General features: G+C 54.7%; 13 protein-coding genes, 1 other RNA gene and 1 pseudogene. 6 read left to right on the top strand and 9 right to left on the bottom strand.

Annotated elements, in window-relative coordinates:
* The first annotated feature begins 98 nt into the window (after window positions 1–98).
* Both A7E78_RS05785 and A7E78_RS15320 read left to right on the top strand, forming a co-directional pair.
* Window positions 99–1,382, top strand: a complete 1,284-nt coding sequence (locus A7E78_RS05785) for an HD domain-containing protein (RefSeq protein ID WP_235606804.1) — start codon at window positions 99–101, stop codon at window positions 1,380–1,382.
* Window positions 1,280–1,546, top strand: a complete 267-nt coding sequence (locus A7E78_RS15320; protein ID WP_235606803.1) for a TGS domain-containing protein — start codon at window positions 1,280–1,282, stop codon at window positions 1,544–1,546. Before A7E78_RS05785 ends, A7E78_RS15320 begins: the two co-directional genes overlap by 103 nt.
* Window positions 1,547–1,658: 112 nt before the next feature.
* Here A7E78_RS15320 and A7E78_RS05780 read toward each other — a convergent pair whose 3' ends face one another.
* Window positions 1,659–2,597, bottom strand: coding sequence for a glucosaminidase domain-containing protein (locus tag A7E78_RS05780; protein WP_072283347.1), 939 nt, complete (start codon window positions 2,595–2,597; stop codon window positions 1,659–1,661).
* Window positions 2,598–2,686: 89 nt separating this feature from the next.
* Here A7E78_RS05780 and A7E78_RS05775 point away from each other — a divergent pair, with 89 nt between their 5' ends.
* On the top strand, window positions 2,687–3,103 hold the full coding sequence (locus A7E78_RS05775) for a secondary thiamine-phosphate synthase enzyme YjbQ (RefSeq protein ID WP_072283346.1): 417 nt from the start codon (window positions 2,687–2,689) through the stop codon (window positions 3,101–3,103).
* Between the two features lie 47 nt (window positions 3,104–3,150).
* Here A7E78_RS05775 and A7E78_RS05770 read toward each other — a convergent pair whose 3' ends face one another.
* Both A7E78_RS05770 and A7E78_RS05765 read right to left on the bottom strand, forming a co-directional pair.
* Window positions 3,151–3,960: a class I SAM-dependent methyltransferase gene (locus A7E78_RS05770; protein ID WP_072283345.1), complete on the bottom strand. Its 810-nt coding sequence runs from the start codon at window positions 3,958–3,960 to the stop codon at window positions 3,151–3,153.
* Between the two features lie 108 nt (window positions 3,961–4,068).
* Window positions 4,069–4,749, bottom strand: a complete 681-nt coding sequence (locus A7E78_RS05765) for a hypothetical protein (RefSeq protein WP_235606802.1) — start codon at window positions 4,747–4,749, stop codon at window positions 4,069–4,071.
* 185 nt (window positions 4,750–4,934) lie between these two features.
* Between A7E78_RS05765 and A7E78_RS05760 the strand changes: the two genes are divergently transcribed.
* Window positions 4,935–6,134, top strand: a complete 1,200-nt coding sequence (locus tag A7E78_RS05760) for a class I SAM-dependent rRNA methyltransferase (protein ID WP_072283344.1) — start codon at window positions 4,935–4,937, stop codon at window positions 6,132–6,134.
* Between the two features lie 511 nt (window positions 6,135–6,645).
* On the opposite strand, the gene A7E78_RS05755 is transcribed toward A7E78_RS05760, so the two are convergent.
* From A7E78_RS05755 to A7E78_RS05740, 4 genes are all read right to left on the bottom strand, one after another.
* Window positions 6,646–7,287 (bottom strand): peptidylprolyl isomerase, encoded by a 642-nt coding sequence (locus A7E78_RS05755; protein WP_072285057.1) that lies wholly within the window; start codon window positions 7,285–7,287, stop codon window positions 6,646–6,648.
* A gap of 151 nt (window positions 7,288–7,438) precedes the next feature.
* Window positions 7,439–8,875: a nicotinate phosphoribosyltransferase gene (locus A7E78_RS05750; RefSeq protein ID WP_072283343.1), complete on the bottom strand. Its 1,437-nt coding sequence runs from the start codon at window positions 8,873–8,875 to the stop codon at window positions 7,439–7,441.
* Between the two features lie 169 nt (window positions 8,876–9,044).
* Complete coding sequence (ybaK, locus tag A7E78_RS05745; RefSeq protein WP_072283342.1) at window positions 9,045–9,539, bottom strand: Cys-tRNA(Pro) deacylase; 495 nt, start codon at window positions 9,537–9,539, stop codon at window positions 9,045–9,047.
* A 22-nt stretch (window positions 9,540–9,561) separates the two neighbouring features.
* Window positions 9,562–10,368, bottom strand: a complete 807-nt coding sequence (locus A7E78_RS05740; RefSeq protein ID WP_072283341.1) for a rhomboid family intramembrane serine protease — start codon at window positions 10,366–10,368, stop codon at window positions 9,562–9,564.
* A 291-nt stretch (window positions 10,369–10,659) separates the two neighbouring features.
* Here A7E78_RS05740 and A7E78_RS05735 point away from each other — a divergent pair.
* A pseudogene (locus A7E78_RS05735) lies at window positions 10,660–12,023 on the top strand (NAD-dependent succinate-semialdehyde dehydrogenase).
* A 259-nt stretch (window positions 12,024–12,282) separates the two neighbouring features.
* Complete coding sequence (locus tag A7E78_RS05730) at window positions 12,283–14,010, top strand: L,D-transpeptidase family protein (protein WP_083552753.1); 1,728 nt, start codon at window positions 12,283–12,285, stop codon at window positions 14,008–14,010.
* 253 nt (window positions 14,011–14,263) lie between these two features.
* On the opposite strand, the gene A7E78_RS05725 is transcribed toward A7E78_RS05730, so the two are convergent.
* Window positions 14,264–15,439, bottom strand: a complete 1,176-nt coding sequence (locus tag A7E78_RS05725) for a TraB/GumN family protein (protein WP_072283339.1) — start codon at window positions 15,437–15,439, stop codon at window positions 14,264–14,266.
* Window positions 15,440–15,528: 89 nt separating this feature from the next.
* A non-coding RNA gene (gene ssrS / locus A7E78_RS05720) (6S RNA) lies at window positions 15,529–15,711 on the bottom strand.
* Window positions 15,712–15,811: the final 100 nt, after the last annotated feature.

Below are 15,811 nucleotides of genomic sequence, written 5' to 3'. Positions count from 1 at the left end.
CTTCTATTATCGAAGACCGTCAGGTTATACTGTTCCTTATCGTAACCTGTTATGTAATGCGGGTGCACAAGGAGTTGGAAAAGTAAGGGAGTTGTCAAGTGGTAAAGGCTGATCGCCGAACTGAGCAGCGCATGGTTAATGAGATTATGGAGCTGCTGGTCACCCATTATGGCGGCGGGTTGACCGAAGAGGACCTGGATCAGGGCATTGACTCCCTGAGTCGGGCTATCGAAGTGGCTCGCAGGTCCCATGAGGGACAGCTTCGCAAATCGGGAGAACCCTATTTTTTTCACCCTCTGCGTGTTGCCCATCGAGCGGCTCGACATTGGATGGATTTCGCCTCCATTAACGCTTGCCTGTTGCACGACGTAGTCGAAGATACTCCGGTCACTCTGGCCGAAGTCGAAGAGCAATTCGGTGAAGAAGTGGCTCTGTTGGTCAACGGTCTCACCAAGGTAGCCGCCGCCGAACTCAGTCGCGATGCTCTCAAGGCTGAAACCTATCGTAAAACCCTTTTGTTAGCTATCGAGGATGTAAGGGTGCTGTGTCTCAAATTCTGGGATCGCATGGACAACCTCGAAACTATCAGTGCTCTTAACCCCGCTAAGCAGGCGCTGATTGCCGAAGAAACTCGTAAAATCTATGTGCCTTTGGCCCGACATCTCGGCATGGGGTCCGTGGCCGCCAAGATGGAAGCGCTGTCCCTGGGTATTCTCTACCCCAAGCGAGGCGAACGCTATCAGCGAGTGGTGCGGGCTCTGCAGATGCAGGCCGGTCCCGCTTTACGCAAGATCCGCTCGAATATTTCTCAGGCATTTGATCATCAGAAATTAAGCTTTGCCTTGCGGGATCGCTGGCGGCCATTTTCCATCGCTGCGGTACGGGCGGTTGGCCGAGGCCTGGCTACCCTCTATACCTTAGAGATTCAGGTCGATACGACCATGGATGCTTATCTGGCCCTTGGGGTATTGCACCGTCTGTACAATCCGATCCCCGGCAAACTGAGAGACCATCTGATCGTGCCGTCCCAGTTCGGTTACCAATCTTTGAAAACCTCGGTCCAGGCAGGGGAATATCGGCTGCGGGTGGAGATTACCACTCGCAAGTTGGCTCGTTTCAACGAATCCGGAGTACTCACTCCTGGCTTCGAATTCCGCGAAGCCAATTTTCAGGAATTGATGCGTTCCCTGCTGGATGGGGAATCGGCCATCGATACCGCCAGTCTGCGATTGGCCTCGGCAAGTATTCAAGTTTATACCCCCGGGGTAAAATCTGCACCTTGCCCGAAGGCAGCAGTGCCCTTGACTTTGCCTTTGCTATCCATGAGCAACTCGGCTTATATGCCTGGCGGGCGCGCATTAACGGTCAGACCCGGCAGCTGAAAACCCGCCTGCTGGACGGTGATCAGATACAGATCGAGCGGAGCGATTCGCCGGGAGTACTGCCCAAGTGGCTCGACTGGGCGGTCACTCCACGAGCCCGCAATCAGATCCGTCGCTATTTGCGCAGCCGGGTTAAGGACGGTAGTACGGACTCTGCAGAGTAGTTTCTGATGCCGTCGCAAAAAGCCCCCCGCCTGTATTACAGGAATTTTTCAGGATTTCTGCATACTGCTTAGCCATTTTTAAATATTTGGAAGTACATTTATATCTGAATGGTTACAGGGAAGCGGTGTTGAGGGCGTCGCCTTTGGCGACTGCTGGACGCAGACTGACGGTTGTCAGACGGGAAAGGCGGTTGTTGCGGATGATGGAGCGGATTTCAGCGACATAGGCATCCCGGCGACTGGAATAGAGGCGCAGTCCGGCAGCTAGATCGATACCTTGCAAAGCTTGCTTGCGATAACGCTTTTTCGTACGGATGGCGCGTAGTGAGCGGTAGGCCCGGTGGGCATTGAGATTATTCATATACGAGCGCACCGAGTCGTATAAGTTGTCGAAACGACGTACTTCATGGCGTTGTTTCGCCGAACGTTCTTTGGGCACCAGGCCGGTGCCGGCGGCGTAGGTCCACTGACCGAACAGGTTGTTCCCGAGCTTTGAGAATCGGGAGGTTCCGTAACCCGATTCATTCGCCGCCTGGGCTAACACCAGATCCGGCGGCAGGGTGTCGAGGCGTTGCAGCAACTGTTTGCGGCTGCGTGGGTCGGTCAGGGGGTTATGGTGCAGGCGGTAGCTTTGGGTCAGGTCGCTGATCAACATCTGCTGGGGAGCCGAAAGAGGTAAACCGGCATCATGATGGCGCAGGGCGATGAGCAGTTGCCGGCGTTGCAGGGTGATTTCCCGGTTGGCCAGCAATACCGATGGCAGCAGGGAGAGGAAGAACAGTCGTTTGCGCTCGGTGATGTCCTTGATGCGATGGAGGTCCTTGGGTAGAGCAGTGACCAGGAAGGGGGGAACCCCCTGGTCGAGGTTGTCCCAGTGATAATTGTTGATGGCCAGATAACGACTCAATTCCCGGTGGCTGACCGGGGTAATCGTTTCGATAGTACCGGTCTCGGTTGTGGGCCAGGAGAATGCGGACCGTTCACAGGCGCTGATAAGGAAAGTGCTGCTTACAAAAAGGATCAGCAGCAGTATTTTTTGATATCGATCCATGAATTGTTTTGGGCAGGCTTGGTGGTTAGCAGGTCGCCTGCATATCCCGGTGAGGCTAATGGTCTGCCGGTTTCCTAATTGGAGGAACGATGAAAAGTTATCGCCAGGAGCTATGGTTCCAGGTGCCCCAAAGGCAGGGGTATATCAATATAACGCCACAGGTTGAAGACTGTCTCCGTCAGAGCGGAATTCGCGAAGGTCTGGTGCTGGTCAACGCCATGCATATTACCGCCTCGGTGTTCATCAACGACGACGAGTCGGGCCTGCATCAAGATTTTGACCAGTGGTTAGAAAAACTGGCACCTCATGAACCGGTGGCTTCTTATCGGCACAATGTCGGTGAAGATAATGCCGATGGTCATCTCAAACGGCAGATCATGGGCCGCGAAGTTGTGGTTGCCGTGACCGAAGGTCAGCTTGATTTTGGGCCCTGGGAGCAGATTTTTTACGGCGAATTCGACGGCCGTCGCCGCAAACGTGCGCTGGTCAAGATTATCGGTGAATAAAGACCCTGGCTCGATCCATTTTTACGGTCTGCAGCACTGCAGAGGATCTACTTGTTGCCGGCCTGCGGAGACTTCTTCGGTGGCCGACTGGCGCTGATCAGCACCTTGTTGTCGGTAAAAGTCTCCACCTCGCCGGCAAAGGTTTCAACCTGGAAAAAGTCTTGAATCTCGTCGCTGGCTTCAATAAACATCTTGTTTAGTTGCTGCACCTCGTCTCGCGACAAGCCCGACCGTTTGGCCCATTCCTGGAAATCGTGGGTTTTCTTCTGCACCGTGGTTTCGTGAAGAATGAAGCCTGCATCGACGACCATTTGCTCCCACTCGGTTTGAGTAAAAGCACGGATATGGGTCTGGTCGCGTAACTTTTCGTAGTTATGCTGAAATTCGGCAATGTGCGGTTCGTCAGCAAGCAAGGTGTCGATGATTACCATGCGGCCGCCACGACGCAGCACCCGATGGAACTCTTCAAGGGCGCGCGGCACATCGGGAAAATGATGGGGGGCGATGCGGCAGACCAGCAGGGTAAAGGCCCCCGCAGGGAAGGGCAGGTCCTCAGCGTCGGCTTCGCGGAAGGTGACGTTTTCTACGCCACCCTCTTCGCTGATAAATTCCTGGGCCTTTTTCAACATCTGCATAGCCAGGTCGGAAGCCACCACACTTCTGACCAGCGGTGCGAAATAGAGGGCGCTGTGCCCGCCACCGCAGGCAACATCCAATAGAATATCGTCGCAGGTCGGTTGCAGCATGCGCGCTGCTTCGGCCAGATCGTCAGACTGGGCGAAGCTGGGACTGCGAACATAGCTCTCGGCAGTGCGGCTGAACTGTTCCCTGACCTTATCTTTAAAGTTTTTGGCCATGAAAAACTCCTAGATTCTTACGATTATACCACCCCGTAAAGGGCTTTGGAGGCCGTAGCGTTTTTCACAGGCCGCTCGGCAGATCGGGCAAGATAGCACGAAAAACTTTCATTGGGAAGCATTGTCGTGTTCTGCAGTGGAGTTTCCTTGCGAATCTTGTTCAGCGGTTTCCTTTTCAAGGAGTTCAAGCAGTTCCATCAGTGGTGCCTGGTAGACATCTGCCAGAGTTTCAATATTCGCCAAGCTGTTCAGTAAACGCCGGGTTGCACTCAGGGCCGATTTGCAGTGACGCAGGCGTTCAGCCTGCGGATCGCCGTCGACGGTGGTCATCTCTTTGAATTGCTTCAGTACGGTGGGGTGGCTGCGGGATTGCTCCAAAGCTGTTTTGCGCAGCGCATCGTATTGTTCCACCGAGAGTTGTTCTTCCTGCCTGGCCTGGCGCAGTAAATCGACGGTGCGATAGTCCGGCAAGGGGTTGAGCTCGGCCTGGCGGGTTAGCAGTTGCGGTTCTTCTTTTGCCAGATAATTGTAAGCCCGGGTCAGTTTCAAAGCGGTCGGTTTTTTAATGCGCACCTCTCGGCTACAATAATCCTCAAAAGATTCGTAACCCCAGTTGCGATACAGGTGTTCTTGATTAACTTTCAGCAGTTCTTCTCCCAATTCCACCCAGGAGGACTTAAACCGGCGGGCGCTGTTGAGGACGCGATAGCGTTCCGAGGCCGGATCGAGTTGCTGCATGATCTCTTCTATATGCTGTTCAGCTTTAGTTTTCGCGCTTTCTTCCGACACGGCAGAGCTCCGTCTGTTAAAGGGACGAGTGGCCTATATATTCCAGGCAATAAAATTGTGACCCATCAAGGTTGTAGTAGAAATAAATATACCAGACAACCCATTATTGGTCTTGGTGCAGCGCCCCCTTATCGGTACAATGGCGCCGCTGAAACTTCTGTGAACCGCTAGAAAAAGGTTAGTCGATGACTTTAAAAAAATGCCAGGTCGGTCCTCAGACTGTGACCATGCTCGAACTGGGTCATCCCTGGGTGTTGGCCGATCGTTATACCAAAAGCTGGCCGACCGGGAAGGCCGGTGAACTGGTGCAGCTGTGTGATCAACAGGGCCGGATGTTCGGTACCGCACTGCTCGATCCCAAAGAACGTATCGTCGCCCGGGTGTTGGAACAGGGGCCGATGCGCCTCGACCGGGCCTGGTTGCAGGGGCGGATTGAGAAGGCCGTGGCGTTACGCAATCATCATGCTCGGCTGGTCGATACCAACGCTTACCGGCTGGTTAACAGCGAGGGCGATAGCTTGTCGGGGCTAACCGTCGATCGTTATGACGACTTTCTGATGGTTCAGTATTTCACCCGGGCCTGGAAACCGCATCTATCGCTGGTGGTTGAGGTGCTGCAAAAATTGCTGCAACCCAAAGGCATCTATGTCAAGTTTCGTCCCCAGCAGACCCGTCAGTTGGCGACCGGTGAATCGAAGCGTTACAGCAAACTGATGGCTGGTGAGGCCGCCCCTAAACGACTGACGGTCATGGAAAACGGTCTCAACTTTCTCGTCGAACTGGAAGAAGGTCTCAATACCGGTCTCTTTTGCGACCAGCGCCATAATCGGTCTGATCTGATGGAGCGGGTGGCGGGGCAGGAGGTTCTCAACCTGTTTGCCTACACGGGAGCCTTTTCCGTAGCGGCTGCTGCCTCGGGAGCCAAGCGGGTGACCAGTGTCGATGCTTCTTCCGCCTATCTGGACTGGGCCCGGGACAATTTTGCTGCCAATCGCCTCAATCCGAAGCGCCATGAATTTCTGCTTGGCGATTGTTTTGAAGTGCTGGCAGAGCTGGGACGAAGCGGTCGGCGTTTCGATACCGTGATCATGGATCCGCCTTCCTTTTCAACCGTCGGCAAGAGCCGCTTCACCACCAGTGGCGGCACCGCTGACTTGGTGGCGGCTGCTTTGGATTTGCTGCCCCCTGGCGGTCTGTTGATCACCTCGTCCAATCATCAGAAGGTCGATCTGGCCGATTATCTCAAAGAGCTGCGGCGTGGTGCATTGCGCGGCGGTTGTCAGCTGCGGGTGATTCAACTCGCCGGTCAAGGCGCGGATTTTCCCTATCCCGTCACCTTTCCCGAAGGCCGCTACTTGAAGTACGTCATCTCTGTCAAAGACTGATGATGGCGTCACAAAAAGTCCGCCCTACGGCGTTACGGTGCTTTTTCAGGACCTCGACATACTTGTGTATGCCTTCACCCCTGAAAAATCACCAAGCCTTGTAGGACGCAATTTTTGCTTAGCCATCCTATAAGTTATTGTGAGAACAGCACTGATGGCGTCGCAAAAAGTCCGCCCTACGGCGTTACGGTGCTTTTTCAGGACCTCGACATACTTGTGTATGCCTTCACCCCTGAAAAATCACCAAGCCTTGTAGGACGCAATTTTTGCTTAGCCATCCTATAAGTTATTGTGAGAACAGCACTGATGGCGTCGCAAAAAGTCTGCCCTACGGCGTTACGGCGCCTTTTCAGGACTTCGACATACTAGATGTATGCCTTCACCCCTGAAAAACCACCAAGCCTTGTAGGACGCCATTTTTGCTTAGCCATCCAATCTGTGTTTCTGAAAGCATCAAAGAAGGCCGGAGTCGGTGGACTCCGGCCAGTGATTTATCAATGGCGGTACCCCTTTAAGGGAGTACGGTCGCCTGCTCAATGAGTACCGGTTCAACAGGTACGTTCTGGTGCATGCCGCTGTTGCCGGTGGCGACGGCCGCGATGGCATCGACTGTTTCCATGCCTTTGACCACTTTACCAAAAACGGCATAGCCGTATCCCTGGGGCGAAGGGTCTTGATGGTCGAGAAAGGCATTGTCGACCAGGTTGATGAAAAACTGGCTGGTGGCGCTATCCACTATCTGGGTGCGGGCCATGGCCAGCGTACCGCGCAGGTTTTTCAATCCATTATCCGCTTCATTTTTAATCGGCGGACGATTGTCCTTCTGGCTCATGTCAGCGGTCATGCCGCCGCCCTGGATCATGAAGTTGGGAATAACCCGATGAAAGATGGTGCCGTCGTAAAAGCCCTCATTGACGTAGGCAAGAAAGTTTGCCGCAGAGATCGGAGCGTTTTCTTCGTCGAGGGCAATAACGATGTCGCCCTGAGTGGTTTTCAGCAGAACCTGAGTCATGGTGTGTCCTGTATTGGGGGTTAAAGTTGAATGCTCGGAGGATGCCCCCCATGCCGTCGGGGTGGCGGCGCAGAGCAGTAACACCGAAAGCAGCCCCGTACAGAGAACTCTGCCGGCTCTTATCTGGATGAATCGTGCCATATTCATAAGCTGACCTTTTGGTTTTTTACTGTTGAAGGGTTCCTGGCCTAGGTTACCAGCTTCGCCGCTGTATAACACGATCCAACGCCATTTTCAACTGCAACGGCTTAAATCGAAAGTCACGCTATCTGTTCGTTAAGCTCTTACTGCTTCAGTCGAGCTTGTCGAGATACTGCTTGATCAGGCTGTTGCGCAGAGTTAAAAGATTAGAGCTGATGGCCACCTTATAGATGTGGGGGTTGGCCAGACGTAATGTGCCCTTGGGAAGAAGCTGTAACTGCTCGGCGCAGCGGTCGGCCATGAGGTCCAGACTTTCCTTTTCCAGCAGCATCTGTCCCTCATCCATTACCGGTTGACGTATTTCCTGCAGAGTCGCTCCAGGGGGAATTGTTTTCGATTCATCGGGGTTGGCCGGGTTGTAAACCCTGTCGCCGGGGATGACTTTATCCTGTTGCCGGCAGATAATGTCCATCTTGAATTGGCCGTCCGCATCTACAACCCGCAGTAACCGCTTTCGGTCAGGAAGGGTTGCTTTGGCCAGATCGCTGGTCACCTTGAGTTTGGGCTTGCCGTCGCAACGGACCAGTTTGTACACACCGCCCAGGGCGCAGCCGCCGGGCCCGCTGCCGGTCGCCAGCTTGGTGCCGACACCGTAGATATCGACACAGCCTCCTTCATTACGGATCGATTCGATAATGTTTTCATCAAGGTCACTGGAGGCGACTATTTTAACCTGGGGAAAGCCCGCTTCGTCCAGCATCTGGCGGCTATTCTTGCTCAGGTAAGCCAGGTCGCCGGAGTCGAGTCGTACCCCCAGGAGTTCATAGCCTTTGGCGCGCAATTCACGGGCGACGGTGATGGCGTTGGGGATACCGCTTTTCAGCGTATCGTAAGTATCGATCAGCAGAATACAATGCTCGGGGAAACAGTCGGCATAGGCCCGAAAAGAGCTCAGTTCGTCGGGGAAGGCCATCACCCAGCTGTGGGCATGGGTGCCCTTCACCGGAATGTCGAAGACCTGTCCCGCCCAGGTGTTGCTGGTGCCGCGGGCGCCGCCGATGTAGGCGGCGCGGGCTTCATGCAGGCCGCCGTCGGGGCCGTGGGCACGGCGCAGGCCGAACTCGATGACCTGACCGGGGTGGGCGGCTACACAGATCCGCGCAGCCTTGGTGGCAATCAAGGTTTGAAAGTTGATCAGGTTGAGCAGCGCCGTCTCCACCAGCTGCACTTCGGCCAATCGTCCTTCCACGGTGACCAGTGGTTCGCCGCCGAACACCACCGTGCCTTCCGGCGGGGCGATGACCCGGCCCTGAAAAGAAAAATTCCGCAGGTAATCGAGAAAGGGCCGACTGAAGATATTCAGGCTGTCGAGATAGTCCAGGTCGGCTTCGCTGAAACGCAGCTCGGTCAGGTAGTCGAGGGCGGTTTGTAGGCCGGCAAACACTGCATAGCCGCCATGAAAGGGGTTTTTGCGGAAAAACAGGTCGAACACCGCCGGCGTCAGGTGCATGCCCTTTTCGAAATAGCCGGCCAGCATGGTCAACTCGTAAAGATCGGTCAGCAGCGGAGAATAGCGGGCTTCAGTCATGGAGTCTCCTAGAATGGCAAAATGTCAGGGTGTGCCCATCCGGAAACTTTGGATGGGCACCGCGTTGTTTTCATATGGGAAAAGGGCTGTTTCCGGATGAAAACCAGGGTGCTCATCAGAAGTTTAACAGGCTCGTATTGGCAGACCACTGCAGGGGGGCAAAAAGCCTTCAGTCCGCGATGTTGGTAGAAACTTCAACCAGCTGTGAATCAAGTAACTGATGCACCGCTTGCGGGGATATTTCCACCAGAAAGCCGCGCTTGCCGCCGTTAAGATAGATAACGGGCAGCTCCAATATGGATTGTTCCATGTAGACGGGCAGTTTCTTGCGAGTACCGAGGGGGGAGGTGCCGCCCACCTGATAACCCGTGTGTTTCAGGGCCATATCCGGAGTGCAGGGAACAATCTGTTTGACGCCGAGTGCACGAGCTAGTCTTTTGGTCGAAACCTGACGGTCGCCATGCATGAGTACCACCAGGGGACGTTGCTGCTCGTCTTCCATAATCAGGGTTTTGACTACCGCGTGTTCGTTCACCCTAAGCTCCTGAGCACAGACGGCGGTGCCGCCGTGATCCTGATAGGGATAACAGTGGCCAACAAAAGGAACCTGTTGTTTGCGCAGCAGGCGAATAGCGGGGGTGACTGGGATTTTGGATTTTGCCATAATCGTGTTGGTCAATAAAGGGTTAGGCGAGGAACCAGGTCAGGGCCTGCATTGCCAGACTACCGATGGTGGCAATGACGCACAGCAGACTGGCTACGGTAAAGAAGCCGGAGCTGGCCTTGCGGCCGCGAATGCCGATGGGCAGTATCAGGCCGAAGGCCGCACCACCGAGAGCGCCCCCGAGGTGGCCGGCGTTATCGGCTCCGACCAGCAGGCCGAAGATAAAAGCGAAAGCGGCCCAGCGAAACATGAAGTTGCGCATGGCCTCGCCGGCCGGACCCATACGGTGAAAGTAGGCCACGGCAAAGCCGATCAGGCCGAAAATCGAACCGGAGGCGCCTACTACGGGGGTATAAGGGTGCCAGAACAGACCGAGCAGGGTCGCTGTAAGGGCGGTCAGGGTATAGAGAACAATAAAACGCCGAGCGCCGATCTCCCTTTCGATCATGGGACCGACCTGGTAGAGCACCAGCATATTAAAGCCGATGTGCATCAGCCCGCCGTGGGTGTAGGCGTAGGTCAGGCATCGCCACCATTGCCCGTAGTTCAGCACTTCGGGTATCCAGCGCTGAGCGCCAAAATAGTGCAGCAGGCCTAAAGGCGGAGACATCAGCGGTTGCAAACCGAGTCCGGCAGAAATCCCTTTCAGAACCATCAGGCTGAACCAGATCAGGTTGACGATAAGGATTAAACGGGCTGGCGAGAAACTATCACCGGACAGACCCTCGCCCCGGCGTAAAGCGGCGATATTTTTTTCCCAGCGCATCAGTCGCCATTGCCATCGGGTGCCGTTGAGGCCAAGCTTGTCAAAAAAGGGTTTGCAGTTCACCGTAGAGTCCTTTCCGGTGGAAGATGAGTCGTGGGTTTGGAGCCTTTGAAGTGGCCTTTCAGGAATTATTATTTTACTGAGAAACTTCGCAACTATTGCAGAAAACGGTCTGCTGATCAACTGCTGAATAGTTGCAACACTATTGGAATATTTGTCCGGTAGAAGTTGTCCGGTAGAAGGAAAATCGTGCTGATGGTTGACTGCCCGGTCGATTAGCCGGACAATAGGTGTTGTTTTACAGTATTTCGATACGTAACGATTATCTTCAACTACTTGATATGGATTGAACCAATGGCGATTGAATCGATTAGCCCGATTACCGGGCAAGTATTGGAACGTTTTACTGACTATTCCCCTGCCCGGGTTGCTCGAATCATTGAACAGGTGCAGGAGGCTTGGCCGGCCTGGCGGCGTACGTCCATGGACAATCGTAGTGGACTGATGCGGGCATTGGCCGACGAATTACGTCGCGATCAGCAGCGTCTGGCTTGTCTGATGGCGGAAGAAATGGGCAAGCCGATGGCCGAGGGTCTGGCTGAAATCGACAAATGTGCCTGGGTATGCGAGCATTACGCCGATCATGCCGGTGACTATTTGGCGCCCCAGGCTGTGAGTTGCGATGCCGGCCATTCACAGGTTGCCTTTCGTCCCCTGGGGGCGATTCTGGCGGTGATGCCCTGGAACTTTCCTTTCTGGCAGGTGTTTCGGTTTGCCGCTCCGGCTCTGATGGCCGGTAACGTCGGACTGCTCAAACACGCTTCCAATGTGCCCCGCTGCGCTTTGGCCATAGAGAAACTCTTTGAGCGGGCCGGTTTTCCCCCGCAGGTTTTTCGTACCCTGCTGATCGGATCGGGCCAGGTTGATGATGTGATTGCCCATTCGGCGGTAAAGGCGGTTACTCTGACCGGAAGCGATCTGGCCGGTCGCAAGGTGGCAGCCAAGGCGGGCGCCATGCTGAAAAAGAGTGTGTTGGAACTGGGTGGCAGCGATCCCTTCATCGTAATGCCCGATGCCGATCTGAAGGAAGCAGCAGCTCAGGGGGCGCGATCACGTTGTTTGAATTCAGGGCAGAGCTGTATCGCGGCAAAACGTTTTATCGTGTTCGACGAGGTATACGAAAAATTTCTCGACCTGTTGAGGCAGGCTATGGCTGCCCTGGAGGTGGGCGATCCCTTGTTGGAGACGACCCAGGTCGGTCCGATGGCCCGCGGTGATTTGCGGGATGAATTGCATGCCCAGGTTCAGGAATCCATTGCTGCAGGGGCTGAGCTGATATTGGGTGGCAAGCCCTTACCTAAGGCCGGTTATTACTATCCCCAACGATTTTGGCCAAAGTTTCTCCCGGTATGCCTGCCTATGATCAGGAATTGTTCGGCCCTGTAGCCGCGGTAATTCGGGTAGCAGGTGAGGCAGAAGCGCTGGCGGTGGCCAATGACACCCCTTTTGGTCTCGGTGCTTCCATCTGGAGCGGCGACAGCCGGCGAGCGGAGACCTTGGCCGAAGAGATTGAAGCGGGGGCGGTGTTTGTCAACGGTATGGTTAAAAGTGATCCGCGCTTGCCTTTTGGCGGCATTAAAGAATCAGGATATGGACGGGAGTTGGCTGATTACGGAATTCGTGAATTTGTCAATATCCAGACCGTATGGGTACGCTAGCATCCAGCTAGTTTTTATCCGGAAACGGCCCTTTTCCCCTATCTCGGCGTCAATCTGCACGCTTGCGTGTGCGGCGTAGAACAGCTACGCCTCCGTGCAAGGGATTGACTTCCTTGACCTTGGAGAAAATTCCTCGTTTCCCATATGAAAGCGACGCGGTGCCATCCGAAGTTTCCGGATGGGCACCAACCAGTGTATTAGTGTATATTAAACAGCATAGTCGACAAGCTTTGTTTCTAGTGAGGTATGTTTTAAATCCATGGCAATAATGATTAAAAGATATGCTTTGACGCTGTTGGCGATGCTGTTTGTGATATTGACGACAACCTCTTCCCAAGCTCAGGAATTCCAGCAGGACGCCCCCTTGACCGGCCAGCTTCACGAGCTTTTAGGCGATAGCGGGCGGCCATCGATTCTGAACGTCGGTGGTTACGGATTGGCTCTGGTGGACGAAACCTACAGCTTTTACCGCCAGCGGAATTTTGCGGCAGCGTGGGTTACCTTACAGGGGCTCAGCGATCAGGGGCAGCGGTTGCGGACGGTTTTACAGTCTGCAGATCGTGAGGGGTTGCGACCGGAAGAATACCATATCAAGACCATTGATATTTTTGCCGAGCAGTTGCGAATTTTTCATGGTCAAGGAAAACCGCTAGCCCCCCTGCATCTGGCTCGACTGGATATCCTGCTGACCGACGCTTTTTTGCGTTATGCCGGTGATGTTGTTGACGGTCGGGTTGAAGCGGCCAAGGTCTATTCTAACGAGTGGCGCCCTGTACGCCGCCCTATCGATCTGGTTGAGGTTCTGCAGCTGAGCCTTGAGTCTGACCAGGCGGTGAAAGCTTTGCAGGAGATGCTGCCGGACGATCCGGGCTATCTGCATCTGCGAGATTACCTGGCGACTTATCGACATTTGGCCGTTGATGGTGGCTGGCCGCAACTTCCCGATGGCCCTCTGGTCCAATCCGGTGAGAGTGATTGGCGGGTACCCTGGCTGCAGCAGCATCTGATACAGACAGGCGATCTGCCGGCTTTCAGCCGATCGGCTGATTGGGTCTTTGACGAGGCTACGGCAGAAGCTTTGACACGCTTTCAGCGGCGCCACGATTTGAAGGCCGATGGCGTGTTGGGTCCGAAAACCCTGGCGGCTCTGAACGTGTCGGTCGAGGAGCGGATTCGCCAGATTGAAATCAACCTGGAACGCTGGCGCTGGTTGTCGCGGGACCTGGGGCGACGTCATTTAGCCGTTAATATTGCTGATTTTAGTCTTGAGGTGGTGGAGGAGGGAGAAGCAGTGCTTGCCATGCCGGTAGTGGTGGGTACCGATTATCGTCGCACCCCGGTGTTTTCAGCAAGATTGCGTTATCTCGATTTTGCCCCCTACTGGAATGTCCCTCAAACCATTCTGCGCGAAGACAAACTGCCTCTGATCAAAGCCGATCTTAATTTCCTGGAGTCCCACCACTATGAAATCGTTACTCAACGCAAGAGAATAATTGAATGGATTGATCCGGAAACCATCGATTGGGAGGGGGTAACGGCGGAGACCTTTCCGGGAATGTTGCGCCAAAAGCCCGGTCCCTGGAATGCCCTGGGACGGGTCAAGTTCATGTTCCCCAACAAATTCCATGTCTATCTGCACGATACTCCGGAGCGGCATCTGTTTGATCGTAAGCGGCGGTCCTACAGTAGCGGGTGTATCCGGGTCCAGCGACCTTTTGACCTGGCTCTCTATCTGCTGCAAAATCAGGTAGGCTGGGATGCGCAGCGTATCGAAGAAGCCATGGCCGCAGACGAAACCTTGCGGGTTCTTCTGGATGAACCGGTACCTGTGCACATTCTCTATCGTACTGCCTGGGTTGACAGGGAGGGTAGGCTGCAGTTCCGCAATGATATTTATCAGCGTGACGCGGTGCTTTATACTGCTCTTCGTCGCCACAATCGTAAAACTGTCGTCCTGGTGGCTTGCAGTGAAGGAATCCTTGAGTAGGGTTCCCGATTAGAAATAATGTGCCATGCCACACATTTGGGGCGCCCCAGATTGTGGCATGCCACACTAGAGTGGCGTCGCAAAAAGTCCGCCCTACGGCTTACGGTGTTTTTTCAGGACCTCGACATACCAGGTGTATGCCTTTGTCCCTGAAAAACACCAAGCCTTGTAGGCTAAAATTTCAGTTTGGTCATCCTACGATAGGACACTTAACAGCCATCGCCCGGTAGGGTGATGGCTGTTTTTGATAAATTCAGATCAGATTTTTAAGCCAGGAAAAAGCCAGCAGGGTTCCGAGGGAGGATCCGAGGGAAGAAAAGAAAAATACCAGCAACACTCGCGTCAGACGATTGCTCCACCAGCCTCTGGCAGTCGCTAGGTCGTTGCCCGCTTCTTCCAGGTCCCGGACGGTCGGCCCGGCGATCATCGCCTGGACTAGTCCAGTAACAAAACCGGCACCGATGGTAGGGTTAAGCGAGGTGATGGGGGCCGCGACAAAGGCGGTGACGATGGCCAGAGGGTGCCCCAGTGCCAGAACGGTACCGGCCGCCGAAAGCAGGCCGTTGGCCAATACCCAGGCGATGGCCGCTTCAGTCAGCTGGCTGCGGTCGCCGAAGAGGAAACCAACAAGAAACAAGCCAACCACCACCGCCGGTATGATCCAGGGCAGTACCCGGGAAAGCGGGGGTTTGGGCGGAATCAGGGACAGTTCGTCAATGCAGCCGGGATCACTCTGCTCAGCGAGGCGACGTCGTATTCCGGGGACGTGAGCTGCGCCGACCACGGCCACCAGGCGTTTTCCAGGGGCCTGGCGCAGATGTTCTGCCATATACTGGTCCCGCTCGTCCACCAGAACGGTTTTCATCGCTGGCAGCATGTCGCCCATTTCGTCCAACATGGCAGTCAGCGTGTCGCCTTGGCGCAGGGCAGACAGTTGTTCTTCGTCAATCTCTTGCGATTCGAACAGGCCGCTGAACAGCGCGGCGAATACCTGCAGCTTCTTCCATAGTCCCGTTTTACGCCAGGCGCGCAACAGGGTGGTGCGAATTTCCCGGTCGATAAGGCAGATTTCGGCCCCCTGCTCTTTGGCCGCCTCGGCGGCGGCGGCCAACTCGGCGCCCGGCTTGACGCCTGTCTGCAGTCCCATTCTTTTTTGGAAGGCCGACAGGGCCAGGTTGGCCAGTAGAAAGGGGCCTTGGCCCTGGCGAATGGCCTTGACCAAGTCGAGCGATTGCCAAGCCTTGGCGTCCGTCAAGGACCGATAGCGCTGCTGATCCAGTTCGATGCAGACGCTGTCGGGCTGCTCTTCGGCAATGACCTGGCGGACGGTATTCACCGAGTCGCTGGAGATATGAGCGGTGCCGATCAGGACGATTTTCTTGTCGGCAACTTCCAGGCGGTAAATGTCAGAACAATCTTTAGTATCCATTCGTTTTTATTGCCATTATTGGATCATCGTTGACGGATTCAGGGCGTCAAAAAAAGAAAAGCGTCGAACTAAACGACGCTTATATCTCTCAGCTCTCCACGCCTGCCGTGGGTCTTTAGGCCTCCTGCGAGTCCTAATTAGGTGGGGTCTCCTGTGAACCGCATCAGGCGTCCCAATAAGTTCTTGGGCTGGCACACCGCGCCCCTGAAGAAACCCCGGGTCAATATTTATTCCGCAAGGGCTTACCGACCTCACTTGCAGGGCAGAGAGCATTCTATACAGCCCCACTATAGACAAAAGCCCTATTTGTTTCAAGATTTATTGCCGTCCGGAAACGGTGGACGGCTATTTGAAAAAGAGGGTCGAAGTACC

Source organism: Syntrophotalea acetylenivorans, from assembly GCF_001887775.1.
Lineage (GTDB): Bacteria > Desulfobacterota > Desulfuromonadia > Desulfuromonadales > Syntrophotaleaceae > Syntrophotalea_A > Syntrophotalea_A acetylenivorans.
Note: the sequence above shows the minus strand (reverse complement) of the source record. Positions and strands in the feature narration are given on the sequence as shown.

What these genes read in the sequence shown, in the direction of transcription:
- A7E78_RS05780 (WP_072283347.1), bottom strand. Translation starts at nt 2,597, where the DNA reads ATGGATCGATATCAAAAAATACTGCTGCTGATCCTTTTTGTAAGCAGC.
- A7E78_RS05755 (WP_072285057.1), bottom strand. Translation starts at nt 7,287, where the DNA reads ATGGCACGATTCATCCAGATAAGAGCCGGCAGAGTTCTCTGTACGGGG.
- ybaK (WP_072283342.1), bottom strand. Translation starts at nt 9,539, where the DNA reads ATGGCAAAATCCAAAATCCCAGTCACCCCCGCTATTCGCCTGCTGCGC.
- A7E78_RS05775 (WP_072283346.1), top strand. Translation starts at nt 2,687, where the DNA reads ATGAAAAGTTATCGCCAGGAGCTATGGTTCCAGGTGCCCCAAAGGCAG.
- A7E78_RS05750 (WP_072283343.1), bottom strand. Translation starts at nt 8,875, where the DNA reads ATGACTGAAGCCCGCTATTCTCCGCTGCTGACCGATCTTTACGAGTTG.
- A7E78_RS05760 (WP_072283344.1), top strand. Translation starts at nt 4,935, where the DNA reads ATGACTTTAAAAAAATGCCAGGTCGGTCCTCAGACTGTGACCATGCTC.
- A7E78_RS05725 (WP_072283339.1), bottom strand. Translation starts at nt 15,439, where the DNA reads ATGGATACTAAAGATTGTTCTGACATTTACCGCCTGGAAGTTGCCGAC.
- A7E78_RS05770 (WP_072283345.1), bottom strand. Translation starts at nt 3,960, where the DNA reads ATGGCCAAAAACTTTAAAGATAAGGTCAGGGAACAGTTCAGCCGCACT.
- A7E78_RS05730 (WP_083552753.1), top strand. Translation starts at nt 12,283, where the DNA reads ATGGCAATAATGATTAAAAGATATGCTTTGACGCTGTTGGCGATGCTG.